The following is a 15,123-nucleotide window of genomic DNA, read 5'->3' as shown; positions in this document are numbered from 1 at the left end:
TCAACCCTCCGGCGGGGAGAACACCACCATCACCCTCAAGTCCTCGCTGATGTGGTGGAACTTGTGCGGGACGCCCGCCGGGACGTAGACCACGCTGCCGCGCGCCACGCTCGTCGTCTCCTCCCCGACCGTGATCGAGGCCCGTCCGCTCACCACGAAGTACACCTCGTCCTGACGGTGCGGCTGCTGCGGATCGCTCTGCCCCGCGTCGAGCGCGTAGAGGCCGACCGACATGTTCCGCTCACGCAGGAACTGCAGATAGGCGCCGTCGTTGGCGGCCCGCTCCGCCTCGAGCTCGTCCAACCGGAACGCTTTCATCGTCCTTGTTCCCCTTGTGCTCGGTCGTTCCCGGGTCTCCGCTGATCTGCGGATGTTCCCCCAGGATCTTCTCTGCCACGATCAGACACATGACAAATTTCGTAGTCAAGACGATCGCCAACGCGGCCGCCCTGGCCGTCGCCATCTGGCTGCTCGCCGGCATCACCCTCGACGACGGCAGCAGCCTGGGCCACCGGACGCTGAGCCTGATCCTGGTCGCGCTGGTCTTCGGCCTGGTCAACGTCATCGTCAAGCCCGTGGTGAAGCTGCTCTCGCTGCCGCTGTTCGTGCTCACCCTGGGCCTGTTCACCCTCGTCGTGAACGCCCTGATGCTGATGCTGACTTCGTGGCTGGCCAAGCAGCTCGAGCTCAGCTTCCACGTCGACGGCTTCTGGACCGCCCTCGTCGGCGGCCTGATCATCTCCATCGTCAGCTGGGCCGTGAACATGGTCCTGCCCGACAAGAACTGAACAGGCCTTCCATGTACCGCGTGTGCTTCGTCTGCACGGGCAACATCTGCCGCTCTCCCATGGCCGAGTCCGTCTTCCGCTCCCACGTCGCCGACGCCGGACTCGACGCCCTGGTCGAGGTCGACAGCGCCGGGACCGGCGGCTGGCACGAGGGGGACCCGGCCGACCCGCGCACCATCTCCGTCCTGGAGGCCGCAGGGTACGAGCAGGACCACCGGGCCCGGCAGTTCCGGTCCTCCTGGTTCGCCGGCCTCGACCTCGTCGTCGCCCTCGACGCCGGGCACCTGAGGGACCTCCGGGCGCTCGCACCCACCCCGCGGGACGCCGCCAAGGTCAGGCTGCTGAGGTCCTTCGACCCGGCGGCACCGGCCGGCGACAGCGACGTACCCGACCCCTACTACGGGCCGCTCGACGGGTTCGAGGAATGCCTGGCGCTGGTCGAGGCCGCGAGCCCCGGCCTGCTGGAGGCCGTACGCGAGGCCCTGGCCCCGAAGGAGCAGACCGCATGAACGAGCACCCCGACTCCGACAACGGACCCGACTCCGGCGGCGGCGCGGCGCCCCGGCTCGGCGACGGCACCCTCGCCGTCCGCGCCGGACTGCCGGCTCCCGTCAAGAACGAACCGACCCTGCCCGGACCGGCCTTCGCCGCCCATTTCCACCTGCCCGGCGACGTCGAGGGCCCGTACACCTACGGCCGCGACACCAACCCCACCTGGACCCTGCTGGAACGGGCCATCGGGGAACTCGAAGCCCCGGGCGAGGACGTCCACACCATCGTCTTCGCCTCCGGGATGGCCGCGGTCTCCGCCGTGCTCCTCTCCCAGACCCGCAGCGGCGACACCGTCGTCCTGCCCGACGACGGATACCAGGCACTGCCGCTGCTGCGCGAGCAGCTGGAGGCGTACGGGGTCCACGTGCGCACCGCTCCGACCGCGGACGAGGCCCAGCTCACCGTCCTCGACGGGTCCCGGCTGCTCTGGATCGAGACCCCCTCCAACCCCGGGCTCGACGTCTGCGACGTACGCCGCCTCGTGGAGGCCGCGCACGCCGGCGGGACCCTGGTCGCGGTCGACAACACCCTGGCCACACCGCTCGGACAGCGGCCCCTGGACCTCGGGGCGGACTTCTCCGTCGCCAGCGGCACCAAGGGCCTCACCGGCCACGGCGACCTGCTCCTCGGCTACGTGGTCTGCCGGGACGCCGCCCTCGCCGCCCTCGTCCGTCGCTGGCGCAAGATCGTCGGCGCGATCCCGGGACCGATGGAGGCCTGGCTCGCCCACCGATCGCTGGCCACCATCCAGTTGCGCGCACAGCGCCAGTGGGCCAACGCGCTGGCCGTCGCCGAGGCCCTGACCGGCCGCGCCGAGGTGACCGGGGTGCGCTACCCGGGGCTCCCCACGGACCCGTCGCACAAAACGGCCGCCCGCCAGATGCGCGCTTTCGGCTCGATCGTCTCCTTCACGCTGCCCGACCGCGCGCACGCGGAACGCTTCATGAACGCTCTGCACTTGGTCGAGGACGCCACGAGTTTCGGCTCCGTACGGTCCACCGCGGAACGGCGCGGACGATGGGGCGGGGACGCGGTGCCGGAGGGCTTCATCCGCTTCTCCGCCGGCGCCGAGGACACCGAGGACCTGGTCGCGGACGTCCTGCGAGCACTCGATTCCGCCGCCGGCGGCAACTGAACGGGCCCTGGAAGCGGTCCGAGCCTCCCCCCTCATGGCTCGGACCGCCCGGGTTCATCGCGGGAGAAACACCGTCGAGAACCACGCGACAAGGCTAATTGACTCTGCGTCAGAGTCCAATCACGGTAGCGACAGGGTGCTATCCGCATATTTATAGTTGAAGGCCCCCACCGAGAGGTCGAGGTGCCGCGATGGACCTGGCTCTGCTGCGCACCTTCGTCGCCGTCCACCGCGCCGGCTCCTTCACCCGCGCCGCCGCCCTCCTCGGCCTGTCCCAGCCGGCCGTCACCTCGCAGATCCGCACCCTCGAACGCCAGTTGGGGCGACCCCTCTTCCACCGCCGCGCCCGCGGCGTCACCCCCACCGCCGTCGGCGACGAACTCGCCCACAAGGCCGCCCCGCACCTCGACGCCCTGCTGCGGATCACCGAGACCGAGCGGGAGGTCGCCGGCGCCTTACGCACCCTCCACGTCGCGGGCCCCCCGGAATTCCTGGGTCTGCGGGTACTGCCCGCCCTCGCACCGCTGGTCGGCCGGGGCCACACCCTGCGCGCCACCCTCCAGCCCGGGGCGGAGGAGGCCCTCGACGGGCTCGCCGCCGGCCACCACGACCTCGTCGTCACCACCGCCCGCCCGCGCGGCGGGCTCTTCACCGCCACCGCCCTGTGCGACGAGGAGCACGTCCTGGTCGCGGCGCCCTACTGGGCCGCCCTCGTGGACCGGGACCGGCTGCGCGAGGAGGGACCCACCGCACTCGACGGCATCCCGCTCGTCGAGGTCCACGAGAGCCTGCCCCTCGTCACCCGCTACTGGGCCACCGTCTTCGAGGCGGCGCCCGACGCCGCCGCCACCGTGGTCGCACCCGATCTGCGCGCCGTACTGGAATGCGTACGATCCGGCGCCGGGCTCGCCGTGATCCCCCGCTACCTGTGCCAGGACGCCCTCGACGGCGGCGGGATCGTGGCCCTGGCGGAGCCCCCGGTACCGCCGCTGCGCACCTGGTTCCTGGTCACGCGGGCCGGCAGCCTCTCGCTCGCCCACCTCGCGCGCGCCCACGAGCTGCTGCTGCACGCCGCCGCGCACTGGTGAGTTCCCGTTCGAGACCCTTGGCGCGTTTCAGAAGCGGAGCGGTGGGCCACTCTTCTCCCATGACCGAACGTCCCGTGGTCAAACGCACCGCCCGAGCGATCCTGCTCGACGGTGACGACCTGATCCTCATCAAGCGCACCAAGCCCGGCGTCGATCCCTACTGGCTCACCCCCGGCGGCGGAGTGGAGTCCTCGGACGCCACCGTCGTCGACGCCCTCCACCGAGAGGTCCACGAGGAACTCGGCGCGAAGATCACCGATGTGGTGCCCTGCTTCGTCGACACCGTCGAGCACATCGCCGACGGCGGAGTGACCGGCGTGAAGGTGCAGCACTTCTTCGTCTGCCACCTCGAATCCATGGACCCCAGCCAACGGCACGGCCCCGAGATCGACCAGCCGGAGGGCGAGTACGAGATCGTCCGCGTGCCCTTCAGCCGGGTCGGCATCGCCGCCGTCCACCTCGTCCCGCTGTCCCTGCGGCACTACCTCGACGGCAACATCGAGGGAGTCCGCGCCATGCACGCCTCCGACCTCGGCTGAAACGGCGGCCCGAGTCCGAGAGCGACCCCCGGGACCGGCGGGACGTCCCCCGCCGGTCTCACACCGCGACGCCCGCCAGCTCCTCCACCGCGTCGTGCCGGATCCGCTCGTCGGGGATCCCGATCCGCTTGAGCTCGTCCACCCCGTTGCGGATCATCGCGGGCGGCCCCGAGATGAACGCGTCGTACGAACTCCACGGCCCGTGCTCGCCCACCGCCTGCGGAAGCTGCCCGGCCAACGCGTCGCCGACCACCGGGCGCACCGACAGCCACGGATGCGTGCGCTGCAACCCCAGCAGGGTGTCCTTGTCGTAGAGGTCGTGATCGCTGCGTGCCCCGTAGAACACCTCCACGGGCCGCCGCTCCCCGTGTTCGGCCACGTCCTCGATGAGTGCCTTGATCGGCGCGATTCCGGTACCGCCCCCCAGGCACAGCATCCCGTTCTCCGTGGTGTGGTCCACGATCATCGACCCGGCCGGCGGACCCAGCCGCAGCACGTCTCCCGGGCGGGCGTGGCGCACCAGCGCATTGGAGACCCACCCCGCCGGAACGGCCTTGACGTGGAAGGACAGCAGCCCGTCGGCGCGTGGCGCCGACGCGAAGGAGTAGTGCCGCCAGACCCGCGGCCACCACGGGGTCTCCAGGCTCGTGTACTGGCCGGCGAGGAAGGCGTACGGCTGGTCGGGGCGGACCGTCAGCACCGCGATGTCCGGGGTGCGCAGATCGTGGGAGACCACCTCCGCGTGCCACCACGCCGGCGCCTTGGCCTCGTCCTCGGCCGCCGCGTCGATCATGATCTGGGAGATCGCGGTGTACGCGCGCACCCACGCGGCCTCGGTCTCCGGCCCCCAGGTCTCGTGCGCGTACCGGGCCAATGCCCCGATCAGGGCCTCGCCCACCGCCGGGTAGTGCCCGGCCATGGTGCCGTACTTGCGGTGCCCCGTGCCCAGTCGGCGCAGGTAGGGGGCGAGCACATCCGGATTGTCGATGTGCTCGGCGGCGGTGAGCAGCGCCTTCAGCAGGCGGTCCCGCTGCACGTCCATGGCCGCGGGGAACATGCCCCGGACCTCCGGGTGTCCCGTGAACACCAATGCGTAGAAGTAGGAGGTGACCCTGCCGGCCACCGGTGCGATCTCCGCGAGGGTCCGGCGGATCAGCACGGCGTCGGGCGAAGCCTCGGGCACCTCGCCCTCACCGGGTATCCGGGCCGTTCCCCGTCTGGCCGATCTGGTGTGCGGAGCGTCCATGCGGTGCCTCGCTTCGAGCATCTCGGTCGGGTTTGCACACGCCACGGCCTGTGAATCCGTGGATCCGGGCTTCACAGCGTGCCGGCCGACTCAGAGGCCTGGGGGGAATTGCGGAAAATCCGCGTTTCGAACCCACTTTCCCCTTAAGATGCTGCAACTCCCGGGCGTGCCGACCCCGCGAGCTGATACGCCTCTCTCAGGTCCCTGCCCTCGTACACATGGGTCGCGCGCTCCGCCAGATAGGGCCGCGCATTGACCGCCACGGAGACCGCCACCGCCTCGAACAGCACGGCGTCGGTCCTCGAATCCCCGTACGCCACACAGTCGCCCCGGCTCACCCCGAACTGCTCGCACAGCCGGTCCGCCACCGTGACCTTGCCCTCCGGCGTCAGGATCCCGGCCGCTTCCACGGGCCGAGTGAACGGCACCTCCGGGAAAACCGAACCGTGCGCGGCGTGCGCTCCCCACTCCAGCAGCAGTTCCACGAAGAACGACGGCGACAGGGAGACCACCGCGCAGTAGTCCCCCCGCTCCCGGATCTCACGCCACACGTCCCGGATGCCCGCGAGCCAGGGCGCCCCCTCGAAGGCCGCCCGGACATGGGCGGGCGTCAGGTCCGCCCAGAGGGCGTGCGCCGCCACCGAGAACTCGTGCGGACCGATCTCCCCGGCGCCGAAGGCCCGCTCCAGAGCGGCGATCTCGGCGCCCACGCCGAGCTGACGGGAGATCTCGACCGGAGCCGCCGAGCCGTACATCAGCGTTCCGTCGAGGTCAAAGAGGTGCAGGAGGGTCATGGCGATCGAGGCTAGCCGGTGCCCTCCCGGCGAGACACGTGTTTCCCGGTCGATGTTTCACGTGAAACATCGCCACGTTTCACAGGGGGCACCGCCCAGCGGCAGCCAGGGGAGAAACATCAGCCCAAATCCCCTGGACTGACCCCCATCGATGATCCAGTCTGGGCCGGGTGACACCACCACACATCACCGATCTGCCGATCCGGGCGCTGAGCGTGGACGATCTCCGCCACTGCGCCGACCTGTCAGAGGACCGCGGCTGGCCACGCGAGGACCACAAATGGGGACTGCTCCTCGCCGCCGGGAACGGCTACGGCGTGGACGCCCCGGACGGCCCCGGGCTCGCGGCCGCCTGCGTCGTCACCCAGTACGGCAACACCCACGCCGGACCGGAGCTCGCCGCCATCGGGATGGTCCTGGTCGCCGACCGTTACGCCCGCCAGGGCCTGGGGCGCCGCCTCATGGAGCACGTCTGTGACGACGTGCTCAAGGGCATCCCCCTCACCCTGCACGCCACCCCCAACGGCCGCCCCCTCTACGAGCAACTCGGCTTCGACACCACCGGACGCGCCGAGATGCTCAAGGGCACCTTCCGCCCCGAAGACGCCCGCAGCACCCCCGGCGCCCACGGCACCCCCCGCGTCCGGCCCGCCAACGCCGAGGACCTCCAGCGGATCCTGCACCTGGACGCCGAGGTCTTCGGCACCGACCGCACCCACCTGATCATCCGGCTGCCCGCCTTCGCCGATCAGCTGCTCGTCGCCGAGGACCCCACCGGCGACGGCACCCTCACGGGATACGCCGCGGCCTGGCCGAACATGGACACCCATGTCATCGGCCCACTCGTCGCCCGCGACATCGGCACCGCCCGGTCACTGATCACCGCGCTCGCCCAGGGCACCGACCGGCCGCTGCGCACCGATGTCGACGTCCGCCACGAGGAACTCCTCGGTTGGCTCAAGGACCGCGGCCTCGAATCCATCGCCTTCAACGCCGTCATGACGCGCGGCATCCCCGGGCTCCCCGGTGACTGGACCCGCCGCTGGGCACCGCTCACCGTGGCCGCGGGCTGAGAAAGGAAACCCACCGCGATGAACGAGAACCCGAACGACCCCGCGAACCCGGCGGACCCCTCCGATCCCTCCGGGCTGTCCATCCGCCCGGCCGGCGAGGCCGATCTGTCCGCCATCGTCGCCATGCTCGCCGACGACCCGCTCGGCGCCACCCGCGAATCCCCCGACGACCTCACCCCGTACCGCACGGCCCTCAAGCGGCTGGCCGACGACCCCAACCAGCACCTGGTGGTCGCCGTCCGCGCGGAACGGGTCGTCGGCACCCTCCAGCTGACGATCGTCCCGGGCCTCTCCCGCAAGGGATCCACCCGTTCCATCATCGAAGGCGTCCGCGTCCACGCCGACGAGCGCGGCAGCGGCCTCGGCACCCGGTTCATCGAATGGGCGATCGAGAAGTCCCGCGCCGAGAACTGCGACCTCGTCCAGCTGACCTCCGACGCGACCCGGACCGACGCCCACCGCTTCTACGAGCGACTCGGCTTCACCGCCTCCCACGTCGGCTTCAAACTCCAGCTCTGACGGACCGGACCGGCAGGCCGGGCCGCACTGTCCGTGGCCCGGCCTACGATCGGGAGGATGAGCCCGAGCCTCCCCCTCGTCACCACCGCCGAGCGCCGCGACCGGCTCGGCCGGCGTCACCGCCTGGCCCCCTCGGCCCACGCCACCACGGTGACCCAGGCCGCCGACGCCGTCGTCGCCCTGCACGCCACCGACGCCGCGACCGTCTTCCTCTCCGCCCGCGCCCGACTGGCAGGGGGCGGCCCCGACACCATCGAGCAGGCCCTTTACGAGGACGTCAGCCTCGTGCGGCTGCTCAGCATGCGCAACACGCTCTTCGCGGTCTCCACCGAACTGGCTCCGTACGTCGACTCCTCCACCGCCCGCGCGATCGCCGTCAAGGAACGACGCACCCTCCTCAAGCACCTCGACGAGGACGGACAGGGCCTCGATGCCGACTGGCTGGCCCGCGCCGAGGCCTCGGCCCTCGACGCACTCGACGCCCGCGGCCCCTCCACCGGCGGCCAACTGTCCGCGGCCGTGCCCGCCCTGCGCCAGAAGATCACCATCGGTCGCGGGAAGAAGTACGAGGCCGAGACCGGCGTCGCCACCCGGGTCATCCGCCTGCTCGCCGCCGACGGCCGGATCCGCCGCGACCGCCCGCGCGGATCCTGGACCTCCAGCCAGTACCGCTGGGTCCACACCGACCCGTGGCCCCCCGTGCCCGCGCCCGAGGCACGCGCCGAGATCGCCCGGCGCTGGCTGCACGCCTACGGCCCCGCCACCGAGGCCGACCTCAAGTGGTGGACCGGCTGGACCCTCACCGACGTCCGTAAGGCCCTCGCCGCCGTCGGCCCGGAACAGGTCCGCCTCGACAACGGCACCACCGCCCTCGTCTGCCCCGGCGACACCGCGCCCGAGCCCGCCACCGAGCCCTGGGCGGCCCTCCTGCCCTGCCTCGACCCGACCGCCATGGGCTGGGCCGACCGCGGCTTCCACCTCGACCCCGCCCACAGGAGCGCGCTCTTCGACTACGCCGGCAACATCGGGCCCACCGTGTGGTGGAACGGCGAGATCGTCGGCGGCTGGGCCCAGCGGACCGACGGCGAGATCGTCTGGCGACTGCTGGGCAGCCCCGGGCGGGCCGCCGAGAAGGCGGTCACGGCCGAGGCCGACCGGCTCGCCGGATGGCTCGGCGAGGCCCGCATCACCCCGCGTTTCCGTACGCCGCTGGAACGCGAACTCGTGGCCTGAGCCGCGGCGACCACCGACGGCGACGACGACGCGTCAGCCGATGCCCCGCCAGCCCTGCGGGTCCACCCCGCCGGGCACCGGTGCACCCGCGTCGTACGGCTCCCGCGTGAACACGAAGGACGCCAGGTCGAGGTGGCTCACCGAGCCGTCCTCCCCGCGCACCGCCCGCAGCGTCTCCCCCGCGTAGTAGCCGGACAGCCCCGTCCAGCTGCCGTCCGCCTCGGGGCGGAACCGCGCCGACCGCCCGTTCCCGCCCAGCGGCGCCAGCTCCAGCGACCCGTCCGACTTCAGCCGCACCACCTGCGCCGAAGTGCCCCAGTACCAGGGGCCGCACAGTTCCAGTGGCACCCGGTCGGACTCCCGAAACGGCTTCCACGGCTCCGGGAACCGGGGCTCGGCATCCGCCACGATCGCCACCAGGTCCGCGGCCACCGTCGCCGCCGGCAGCCCCGACGTGCAGTTCGCGAGCACCACCGCCGCCACGTCGTCCGCCTCGCTCAGCCAGAGCCCCGCCACGAACCCGGGCAGTGAACCGCTGTGTCCCGCCAGCCGGCGCTCGCCCTGGACCGTCAGCTGCATCCCCAACCCGTACCCGACCTCGGCGAGGCCCGGCTCCGGCGGCGCCACCGCGGTGCGCATCTCCCGTACGGACTCCGCGCTCAGCACCCGCTCGTCACCGCGCAGCAGGAAGTCCGCGAACCGGGCCAAGTCCCTCGTCGTGGACCACAACTGACCGGCCGGAGCCATCAGACCCAGGTCCTCCAGCGGCTCCGGCATCATCACGTCCGCCCACGGGTGCACCGCCCAGCCGCCCGCGTTCGGCGCCTGCGGCGCCCCGCTCGTACGGCTCAGCCCCAGCGGCTCCAGCACCTCGGACCGCAGCGCCTCCTCCCACGGCCTGCCGCGCAACGCCTCGACCAGCGAACCCAGCAGGGTGTAACCGGGGTTGGAGTAGTGGTGCCGGTGTCCGGGCGCGTGCTTGAACGGCTCCGCACCCAGTACGTCGGCCAGCTCGGGCCGCTGGTCGCCCGGGGTGCGCTCCCACCACGGTCCCGGCGTCTCCGCGGCGAGTCCGCCGGTGTGCGCCAGCAGTTGGGCGATGGTCACCTCGCCGGCCCCGGTCCCGGGCAGGTGCCGCTCCAGCGGATCCGCGAGCGACAGCAGACCCTCGTCCCGCAGCCGCAGCACCAGAACAGCGGTGAAGGTCTTGCTGATCGACCCGATCCGGTACTGGACGTTCCCGTCCGGGCCGTGCCCCTCGACGGAGGTCCGGGAGCCCTCCCAGACCACCTCCCCGCCCCGCACGACGGCCGCCACCACCGACGGCGCCCGCCCGGCGCTCTGCGCCACGGCGATCCGGTGCCTCAACGCACGTCGGGTGGCAGGGAGAAGTTCCAGGTCTTCGGCAAGCTCATCCATGATCGGATGCTACGTGTTGGCCATGTCCACGAACCGCGAATAATGGCCCTGGAAGGCCACGGTGATGGTGGCCGTGGGGCCGTTGCGGTGCTTCGCCACGATCAGGTCCGCCTCGCCCGCGCGCGGGGACTCCTTCTCGTACGCGTCCTCGCGGTGCAGCAGGATCACCATGTCGGCGTCCTGCTCGATGGAGCCCGACTCACGCAGGTCGGAGACCATCGGCTTCTTGTCGGTGCGCTGCTCGGGACCACGGTTCAGCTGGGAGAGCGCGATCACCGGTACCTCGAGCTCCTTCGCCAGCAGCTTGAGGTTTCGGGACATGTCCGAGACCTCCTGCTGACGGCTCTCGGGACGGCGCGAACCACCCGACTGCATCAGCTGGAGGTAGTCGATGACCACGAGCGAGAGGTCGTTGCGCTGCTTGAGCCGACGGCACTTGGCGCGGATCTCCATCATCGACAGGTTGGGGGAGTCGTCGATGTACAGCGGGGCGGCGGAGACGTCCGGCATCCGGCGGGCCAGCCGGGTCCAGTCGTCGTCCGTCATCGTTCCCGAGCGCATGTGGTGCAGGGCCACGCGGGCTTCGGCCGACAGCAGGCGCATCGCGATCTCGTTGCGTCCCATTTCGAGGGAGAAGATCACGCTCGGCAGGTTGGCCTTGATGGAACAGGCGCGGGCGAAGTCCAGCGCGAGCGTCGACTTGCCCATGGCGGGACGGGCGGCGATGACGATCATCTGGCCGGGGTGCAGGCCGTTGGTGAGCGAGTCGAGGTCCGTGAAGCCGGTCGGGACACCCGACATCTGGCCGCTGCGGGAACCGATCGCCTCGATCTCGTCGAGCGCGCCCTCCATGATGTCGCCCAACGGCAGGTAGTCCTCGGAGGTCCGCTGCTCCGTGACGGCGTAGATCTCGGCCTGGGCGCTGTTGACGATCTCGTCGACGTCGCCGTCGGCCGCGTATCCCATCTGCGTGATCTTCGTACCGGCCGCGACCAGCCGGCGCAGCACCGCGCGCTCGTGCACGATCTCCGCGTAGTACTCGGCGTTGGCCGCCGTCGGCACGGACTGCACCAGCGTGTGCAGGTACGACGCCCCGCCGACCTTGCCGATCTCCCCGCGCCGGGTCAGCTCGGCGCCGACCGTGATCGGGTCGGCCGGCTCGCCCTTGGCGTACAGGTCGAGGATGGCCTGGTAGATCGTCTCGTGCGAGGGCCGGTAGAAGTCGTGGCCCTTGATGACCTCGACGACGTCGGCGATGGCGTCCTTCGACAGCAGCATGCCGCCGAGGACGGACTGCTCTGCGTCGAGGTCCTGCGGAGGGACGCGCTCGAAGCCGCCGCCACCGCTGCCGCCGCCGTCCCAGGAGCCGCCCTCGCGGCCCCGGTCGTGCTGATCGTCCCCGCGGCCGCGGCCTTCGCTGTTACGGCGCGGACGGGCGGGCAGACGGTCGCTCGGACCACTGTCGGCCCAGGGGTCGTCCATGGGCTCGGGCATGCTCACCGGGCCGCCTCCTCCCGTCCGCAGAGCGGACCTCGCCGTGCCACTCTTTCTACGACACGGCTCTGACATTTGGGGCACCCGAATCGGCTGTCGGCGAGTCGGGCAACGCACCACGGTAGGGCCGCGAGCGGCGTCAGCCAATCTTGTTATCCACAGGCTGTGTGGATGAGATGTGGACGACGGCGCCAATGCTGTGGGTAAGTCCCCGGAAGCTGTGCACGGACCGGGGGACGACGCTGTGGACAAAATCACCTGCCACACCCATACACCGCACCTGACCTGCAGATTCTCCTGTCACGCGGACCTTGTGGGAAAAATCTTGGCCACTGTCTCAAGATCGCCACCAATGAGGCTGCGGGAACGCCCTGATCGACGCCACGGTAAGGATCCAAAGGACCTTGCATCTATTACCTGTGGAAGATTAGATTGAGCGCATGACACAGGCCCCCACAGCGCCGAAGGCTGCGCCGAGACGACACGACCGGGAGATACTCGCCCTCGCCGTCCCCGCCTTCGGCGCGCTCGTCGCCGAACCCCTCTTCGTGCTGGCCGACAGCGCCATCGTGGGGCACCTCGGCACGTCCCAACTGGCCGGCCTCGGCATCGCCGCCGCACTGCTCACCACCGCCGTGAGCGTCTTCGTCTTCCTCGCCTACGCCACCACCTCGGCCGTCGCCCGCCGGGTCGGCGCCGGCGACCTCCAGGGAGCCATCCGGCAGGGCATGGACGGCGTCTGGCTCGCCCTCCTGCTCGGCGCCGCCGTCATCGCCGTGGTCCTGCCCACGGCCCCCTCGCTCATCTCCCTCTTCGGAGCCTCCGACACCGTCGCCCCGTACGCGGTCACCTATCTGCGGATCTCCGCCCTCGGCATCCCGGCCATGCTCATGGTCCTCGCCGCCACGGGCGTCCTGCGCGGCCTCCAGGACACCCGTACGCCGCTCTACGTCGCCGTCGGCGGCTTCGCCCTCAACGGCGCCCTGAACGCCGCCCTCGTCTACGGCGCCGGGCTCGGCATCGCGGGCTCCGCCTGGGGCACCGTCCTGGCCCAGTGCGCCATGGCCGCCGCCTACCTCGTCGTGGTCGTACGCGGAGCCCGGCGGCACGGCGCCTCCCTGCGCCCCGACGCGGCGGGCATCCGGGCCTGCGCACAGGCGGGAGCGCCGCTGCTCGTCCGCACGCTGTCCCTGCGCGCCATCCTGCTGATCGCGACCGCCGTGGCCGCCCGGCTCGGCGACGCCGACATCGCCGCCCACCAGGTCCTGCTCTCCCTGTGGAGCCTGCTCGCCTTCGCCCTGGACGCCATCGCCATCGCCGGACAGGCGATCATCGGCCGTTACCTGGGCGCGGGTGACACCGAGGGCGCCCGGGCCGTCTGCCGGCGCATGGTCCAGTGGGGCATCGGCTCCGGCGTCGTGCTCGGCCTGCTGGTCGTCGTGGCCCGCCCGGTGCTGATCCCGCTGTTCACCAGCGATCCCGCCGTCGAGAACGCCATCCTGCCCGCCCTGCTGGTCGTGGCACTCTCCCAGCCCATCGGCGGCGTGGTCTTCGTCCTGGACGGCGTCCTCATGGGCGCGGGCGACGGGCCCTACCTGGCCCGGGCGATGCTGCTGACGCTCGCCGTGTTCACCCCGGCAGCCCTGCTCGTCCCCGTCCTGGGCGGCGGCGTGACGGCCCTGTGGGGCGCCATGACGCTCATGATGCTGGTCCGCATGGCCACACTCCAGCTGCGCGCCCGCTCGGGCCGCTGGCTGGTCGCGGGAGCCACTCGCTGACCGATGTTTCACGTGAAACATGACGAAGGGCCGCACCCCGTGGGGTGCGGCCCTTCGTTTCGCGGCCCTTAGGCGGCGACGACCTCGATGCCCACGTTCGCGGCCACGTCGGCGTGCAGACGCACGGAGACCTGGTACGAACCGAGGGTCTTGATCGGGGAGCCCAGCTCGACGCGGCGCTTGTCGACCTTCGGGCCACCCGAAGCCTCGATCGCCGTGGCGATGTCGGCCGGGGTCACGGAACCGAAGAGACGACCGGCGTCACCCGCGCGGGTGGCCAGACGGACCTTCACGCCCTCGAGCTTGGCCTTGACCTCGTTGGCCTGCTCGATGGTCGCGATCTCGTGGATCTTGCGGGCGCGGCGGATCTGCGCCACGTCCTTCTCGCCACCCTTGGTCCAGCGGATCGCGAAACCACGCGGGACCAGGTAGTTGCGAGCGTAACCGTCCTTGACGTCGACGACATCGCCGGCGGTGCCGAGGCCAGAGACCTCGTGGGTCAGGATGATCTTCATTGGTCGGTCACCCTTTCCTTATCGCGCGGTGGACGTGTAGGGCAGCAGCGCCATCTCACGGCTGTTCTTCACGGCCGTGGCGACGTCACGCTGGTGCTGCGTGCAGTTGCCGGTAACGCGGCGGGCACGGATCTTGCCACGGTCGGAAATGAACTTCCGCAGCATGTTCGTGTCCTTGTAGTCCACGTACGCGGTCTTGTCCTTGCAGAACGCGCAGACCTTCTTCTTAGGCTTGCGCACAGGCGGCTTCGCCATTGTGTCTCTCCTGTGTGATCAAGAAGTTTGGATGCGAGCTGCCCTAGAAGGGCGGCTCGTCCGAGTAGCCACCGCCGGAGCCGCCGGAGTTTCCACCCCAGCCGCCCCCGCCGCCGCCCTGCTGCTGGCCACCGGCCGGCGCGCTGGACGCCCACGGGTCGTCGGAGGGAGCTCCGCCGCCCTGCTGGCCGCCGCCGCTGGGGGCTCCGCCCCAGCCACCGCCGCCGCCACCCTGCTGCTGACCGCCGCCGCCGTACCCACCCTGGCCACCGCGACCCGTGGTCTTGGCGACCTTGGCCGTGGCGTTCTTCAGGCTGGGGCCGACTTCCTCGACGTCCAGCTCGTAGACCGTGCGCTTGACACCCTCACGGTCCTCGTACGACCGCTGCCTCAGCCGGCCCTGCACGATGACGCGCATGCCTCGCTGGAGGGACTCGGCGACGTTCTCCGCCGCCTGCCGCCACACCGAGCAGGTCAGGAACAGGCTCTCGCCGTCCTTCCACTCGTTCGTCTGACGGTCGAAGGTGCGGGGGGTGGACGCGACACGGAACTTCGCGACCGCCGCACCCGAGGGGGTGAAGCGCAGCTCGGGGTCGTCGACGAGATTGCCGACGACCGTGATGACGGTCTCGCCTGCCATGGATGAACCTCTCGGCGGGGATTGCTGCTGGGCTGCTGTGCTACTCGATCCCGAT

17 protein-coding genes are annotated in these 15,123 nt (G+C 71.1%); 9 read left to right on the top strand and 8 right to left on the bottom strand.

Annotated elements, in window-relative coordinates; translation table 11 throughout:
• Positions 1 to 318: a cupin domain-containing protein gene (locus ACFYZL_RS15895; RefSeq protein ID WP_384580161.1), complete on the bottom strand. Its 318-nt coding sequence runs from the start codon at positions 316 to 318 to the stop codon at positions 1 to 3.
• Positions 319 to 407: 89 nt separating this feature from the next.
• Here ACFYZL_RS15895 and ACFYZL_RS15890 point away from each other — a divergent pair, with 89 nt between their 5' ends.
• The 5 genes from ACFYZL_RS15890 to ACFYZL_RS15870 all read left to right on the top strand — a co-directional run bounded on the left by ACFYZL_RS15890 (position 408) and on the right by ACFYZL_RS15870 (position 4,102).
• Positions 408 to 788, top strand: coding sequence for a phage holin family protein (locus ACFYZL_RS15890; RefSeq protein WP_384748206.1), 381 nt, complete (start codon positions 408 to 410; stop codon positions 786 to 788).
• 11 nt (positions 789 to 799) lie between these two features.
• Complete coding sequence (locus tag ACFYZL_RS15885) at positions 800 to 1,297, top strand: low molecular weight protein-tyrosine-phosphatase (RefSeq protein ID WP_384748204.1); 498 nt, start codon at positions 800 to 802, stop codon at positions 1,295 to 1,297.
• Positions 1,294 to 2,475, top strand: a complete 1,182-nt coding sequence (locus tag ACFYZL_RS15880; RefSeq protein WP_388679376.1) for a cystathionine gamma-lyase — start codon at positions 1,294 to 1,296, stop codon at positions 2,473 to 2,475. The genes ACFYZL_RS15885 and ACFYZL_RS15880 overlap by 4 nt, the downstream gene beginning before the upstream one ends.
• A 191-nt stretch (positions 2,476 to 2,666) precedes the next feature.
• On the top strand, positions 2,667 to 3,563 hold the full coding sequence (locus tag ACFYZL_RS15875) for a LysR family transcriptional regulator (protein ID WP_388679373.1): 897 nt from the start codon (positions 2,667 to 2,669) through the stop codon (positions 3,561 to 3,563).
• Between the two features lie 59 nt (positions 3,564 to 3,622).
• The gene (locus ACFYZL_RS15870; protein ID WP_384748196.1) at positions 3,623 to 4,102 is read left to right on the top strand and encodes an NUDIX domain-containing protein; all 480 of its coding nucleotides are present in this window, start codon (positions 3,623 to 3,625) and stop codon (positions 4,100 to 4,102) included.
• 58 nt (positions 4,103 to 4,160) lie between these two features.
• On the opposite strand, the gene ACFYZL_RS15865 is transcribed toward ACFYZL_RS15870, so the two are convergent.
• Together ACFYZL_RS15865 and ACFYZL_RS15860 are read right to left on the bottom strand one after the other, a co-directional pair.
• Positions 4,161 to 5,369, bottom strand: a complete 1,209-nt coding sequence (locus ACFYZL_RS15865) for a globin domain-containing protein (protein WP_384748193.1) — start codon at positions 5,367 to 5,369, stop codon at positions 4,161 to 4,163.
• 122 nt (positions 5,370 to 5,491) lie between these two features.
• Positions 5,492 to 6,142 carry an HAD family hydrolase gene (locus ACFYZL_RS15860; protein WP_384748191.1) on the bottom strand — a complete coding sequence of 217 codons (651 nt, stop codon included), beginning with the start codon at positions 6,140 to 6,142 and terminating at the stop codon, positions 5,492 to 5,494.
• A gap of 170 nt (positions 6,143 to 6,312) precedes the next feature.
• On the opposite strand from ACFYZL_RS15860, the gene ACFYZL_RS15855 reads away from it, so the two are divergent.
• From ACFYZL_RS15855 to ACFYZL_RS15845, 3 genes are read left to right on the top strand one after another with little or no spacing between them, the layout of a single operon-like run.
• Complete coding sequence (locus tag ACFYZL_RS15855) at positions 6,313 to 7,215, top strand: GNAT family N-acetyltransferase (protein ID WP_384748188.1); 903 nt, start codon at positions 6,313 to 6,315, stop codon at positions 7,213 to 7,215.
• Positions 7,216 to 7,233: 18 nt separating this feature from the next.
• Positions 7,234 to 7,734, top strand: coding sequence for a GNAT family N-acetyltransferase (locus ACFYZL_RS15850; protein ID WP_384748186.1), 501 nt, complete (start codon positions 7,234 to 7,236; stop codon positions 7,732 to 7,734).
• A gap of 57 nt (positions 7,735 to 7,791) precedes the next feature.
• The gene (locus ACFYZL_RS15845; RefSeq protein ID WP_388679368.1) at positions 7,792 to 8,967 is read left to right on the top strand and encodes a winged helix DNA-binding domain-containing protein; all 1,176 of its coding nucleotides are present in this window, start codon (positions 7,792 to 7,794) and stop codon (positions 8,965 to 8,967) included.
• Positions 8,968 to 9,000: 33 nt separating this feature from the next.
• Here ACFYZL_RS15845 and ACFYZL_RS15840 read toward each other — a convergent pair whose 3' ends face one another.
• Together ACFYZL_RS15840 and dnaB are read right to left on the bottom strand one after the other, a co-directional pair.
• On the bottom strand, positions 9,001 to 10,386 hold the full coding sequence (locus ACFYZL_RS15840) for a serine hydrolase domain-containing protein (RefSeq protein ID WP_388679365.1): 1,386 nt from the start codon (positions 10,384 to 10,386) through the stop codon (positions 9,001 to 9,003).
• A gap of 9 nt (positions 10,387 to 10,395) precedes the next feature.
• Positions 10,396 to 11,868 (bottom strand): replicative DNA helicase, encoded by a 1,473-nt coding sequence (dnaB, locus tag ACFYZL_RS15835; protein ID WP_384754965.1) that lies wholly within the window; start codon positions 11,866 to 11,868, stop codon positions 10,396 to 10,398.
• A 452-nt stretch (positions 11,869 to 12,320) separates the two neighbouring features.
• On the opposite strand from dnaB, the gene ACFYZL_RS15830 reads away from it, so the two are divergent.
• A complete protein-coding gene (locus tag ACFYZL_RS15830) occupies positions 12,321 to 13,658 on the top strand; it encodes an MATE family efflux transporter (protein WP_384754944.1) in 1,338 nt (445 codons plus the stop codon).
• A gap of 68 nt (positions 13,659 to 13,726) precedes the next feature.
• Here the strand turns inward: ACFYZL_RS15830 and rplI are convergent, their stop codons facing one another.
• From rplI to ACFYZL_RS15815, 3 genes are read right to left on the bottom strand one after another with little or no spacing between them, the layout of a single operon-like run.
• Positions 13,727 to 14,173, bottom strand: coding sequence for a 50S ribosomal protein L9 (gene rplI / locus ACFYZL_RS15825; RefSeq protein WP_376656151.1), 447 nt, complete (start codon positions 14,171 to 14,173; stop codon positions 13,727 to 13,729).
• Positions 14,174 to 14,191: 18 nt separating this feature from the next.
• Positions 14,192 to 14,428, bottom strand: a complete 237-nt coding sequence (gene rpsR / locus ACFYZL_RS15820; protein WP_005315025.1) for a 30S ribosomal protein S18 — start codon at positions 14,426 to 14,428, stop codon at positions 14,192 to 14,194.
• 43 nt (positions 14,429 to 14,471) lie between these two features.
• Positions 14,472 to 15,068, bottom strand: a complete 597-nt coding sequence (locus tag ACFYZL_RS15815; RefSeq protein WP_384754947.1) for a single-stranded DNA-binding protein — start codon at positions 15,066 to 15,068, stop codon at positions 14,472 to 14,474.
• Between the last annotated feature and the right edge of the window lie 55 nt (positions 15,069 to 15,123).

Origin of the sequence: Streptomyces sp. NPDC001717 (genome assembly GCF_042892775.1) — a bacterium.
In the GTDB taxonomy this organism is placed as follows: domain Bacteria; phylum Actinomycetota; class Actinomycetes; order Streptomycetales; family Streptomycetaceae; genus Streptomyces.
This window is presented reverse-complemented; position numbering and strand designations above follow the sequence as displayed.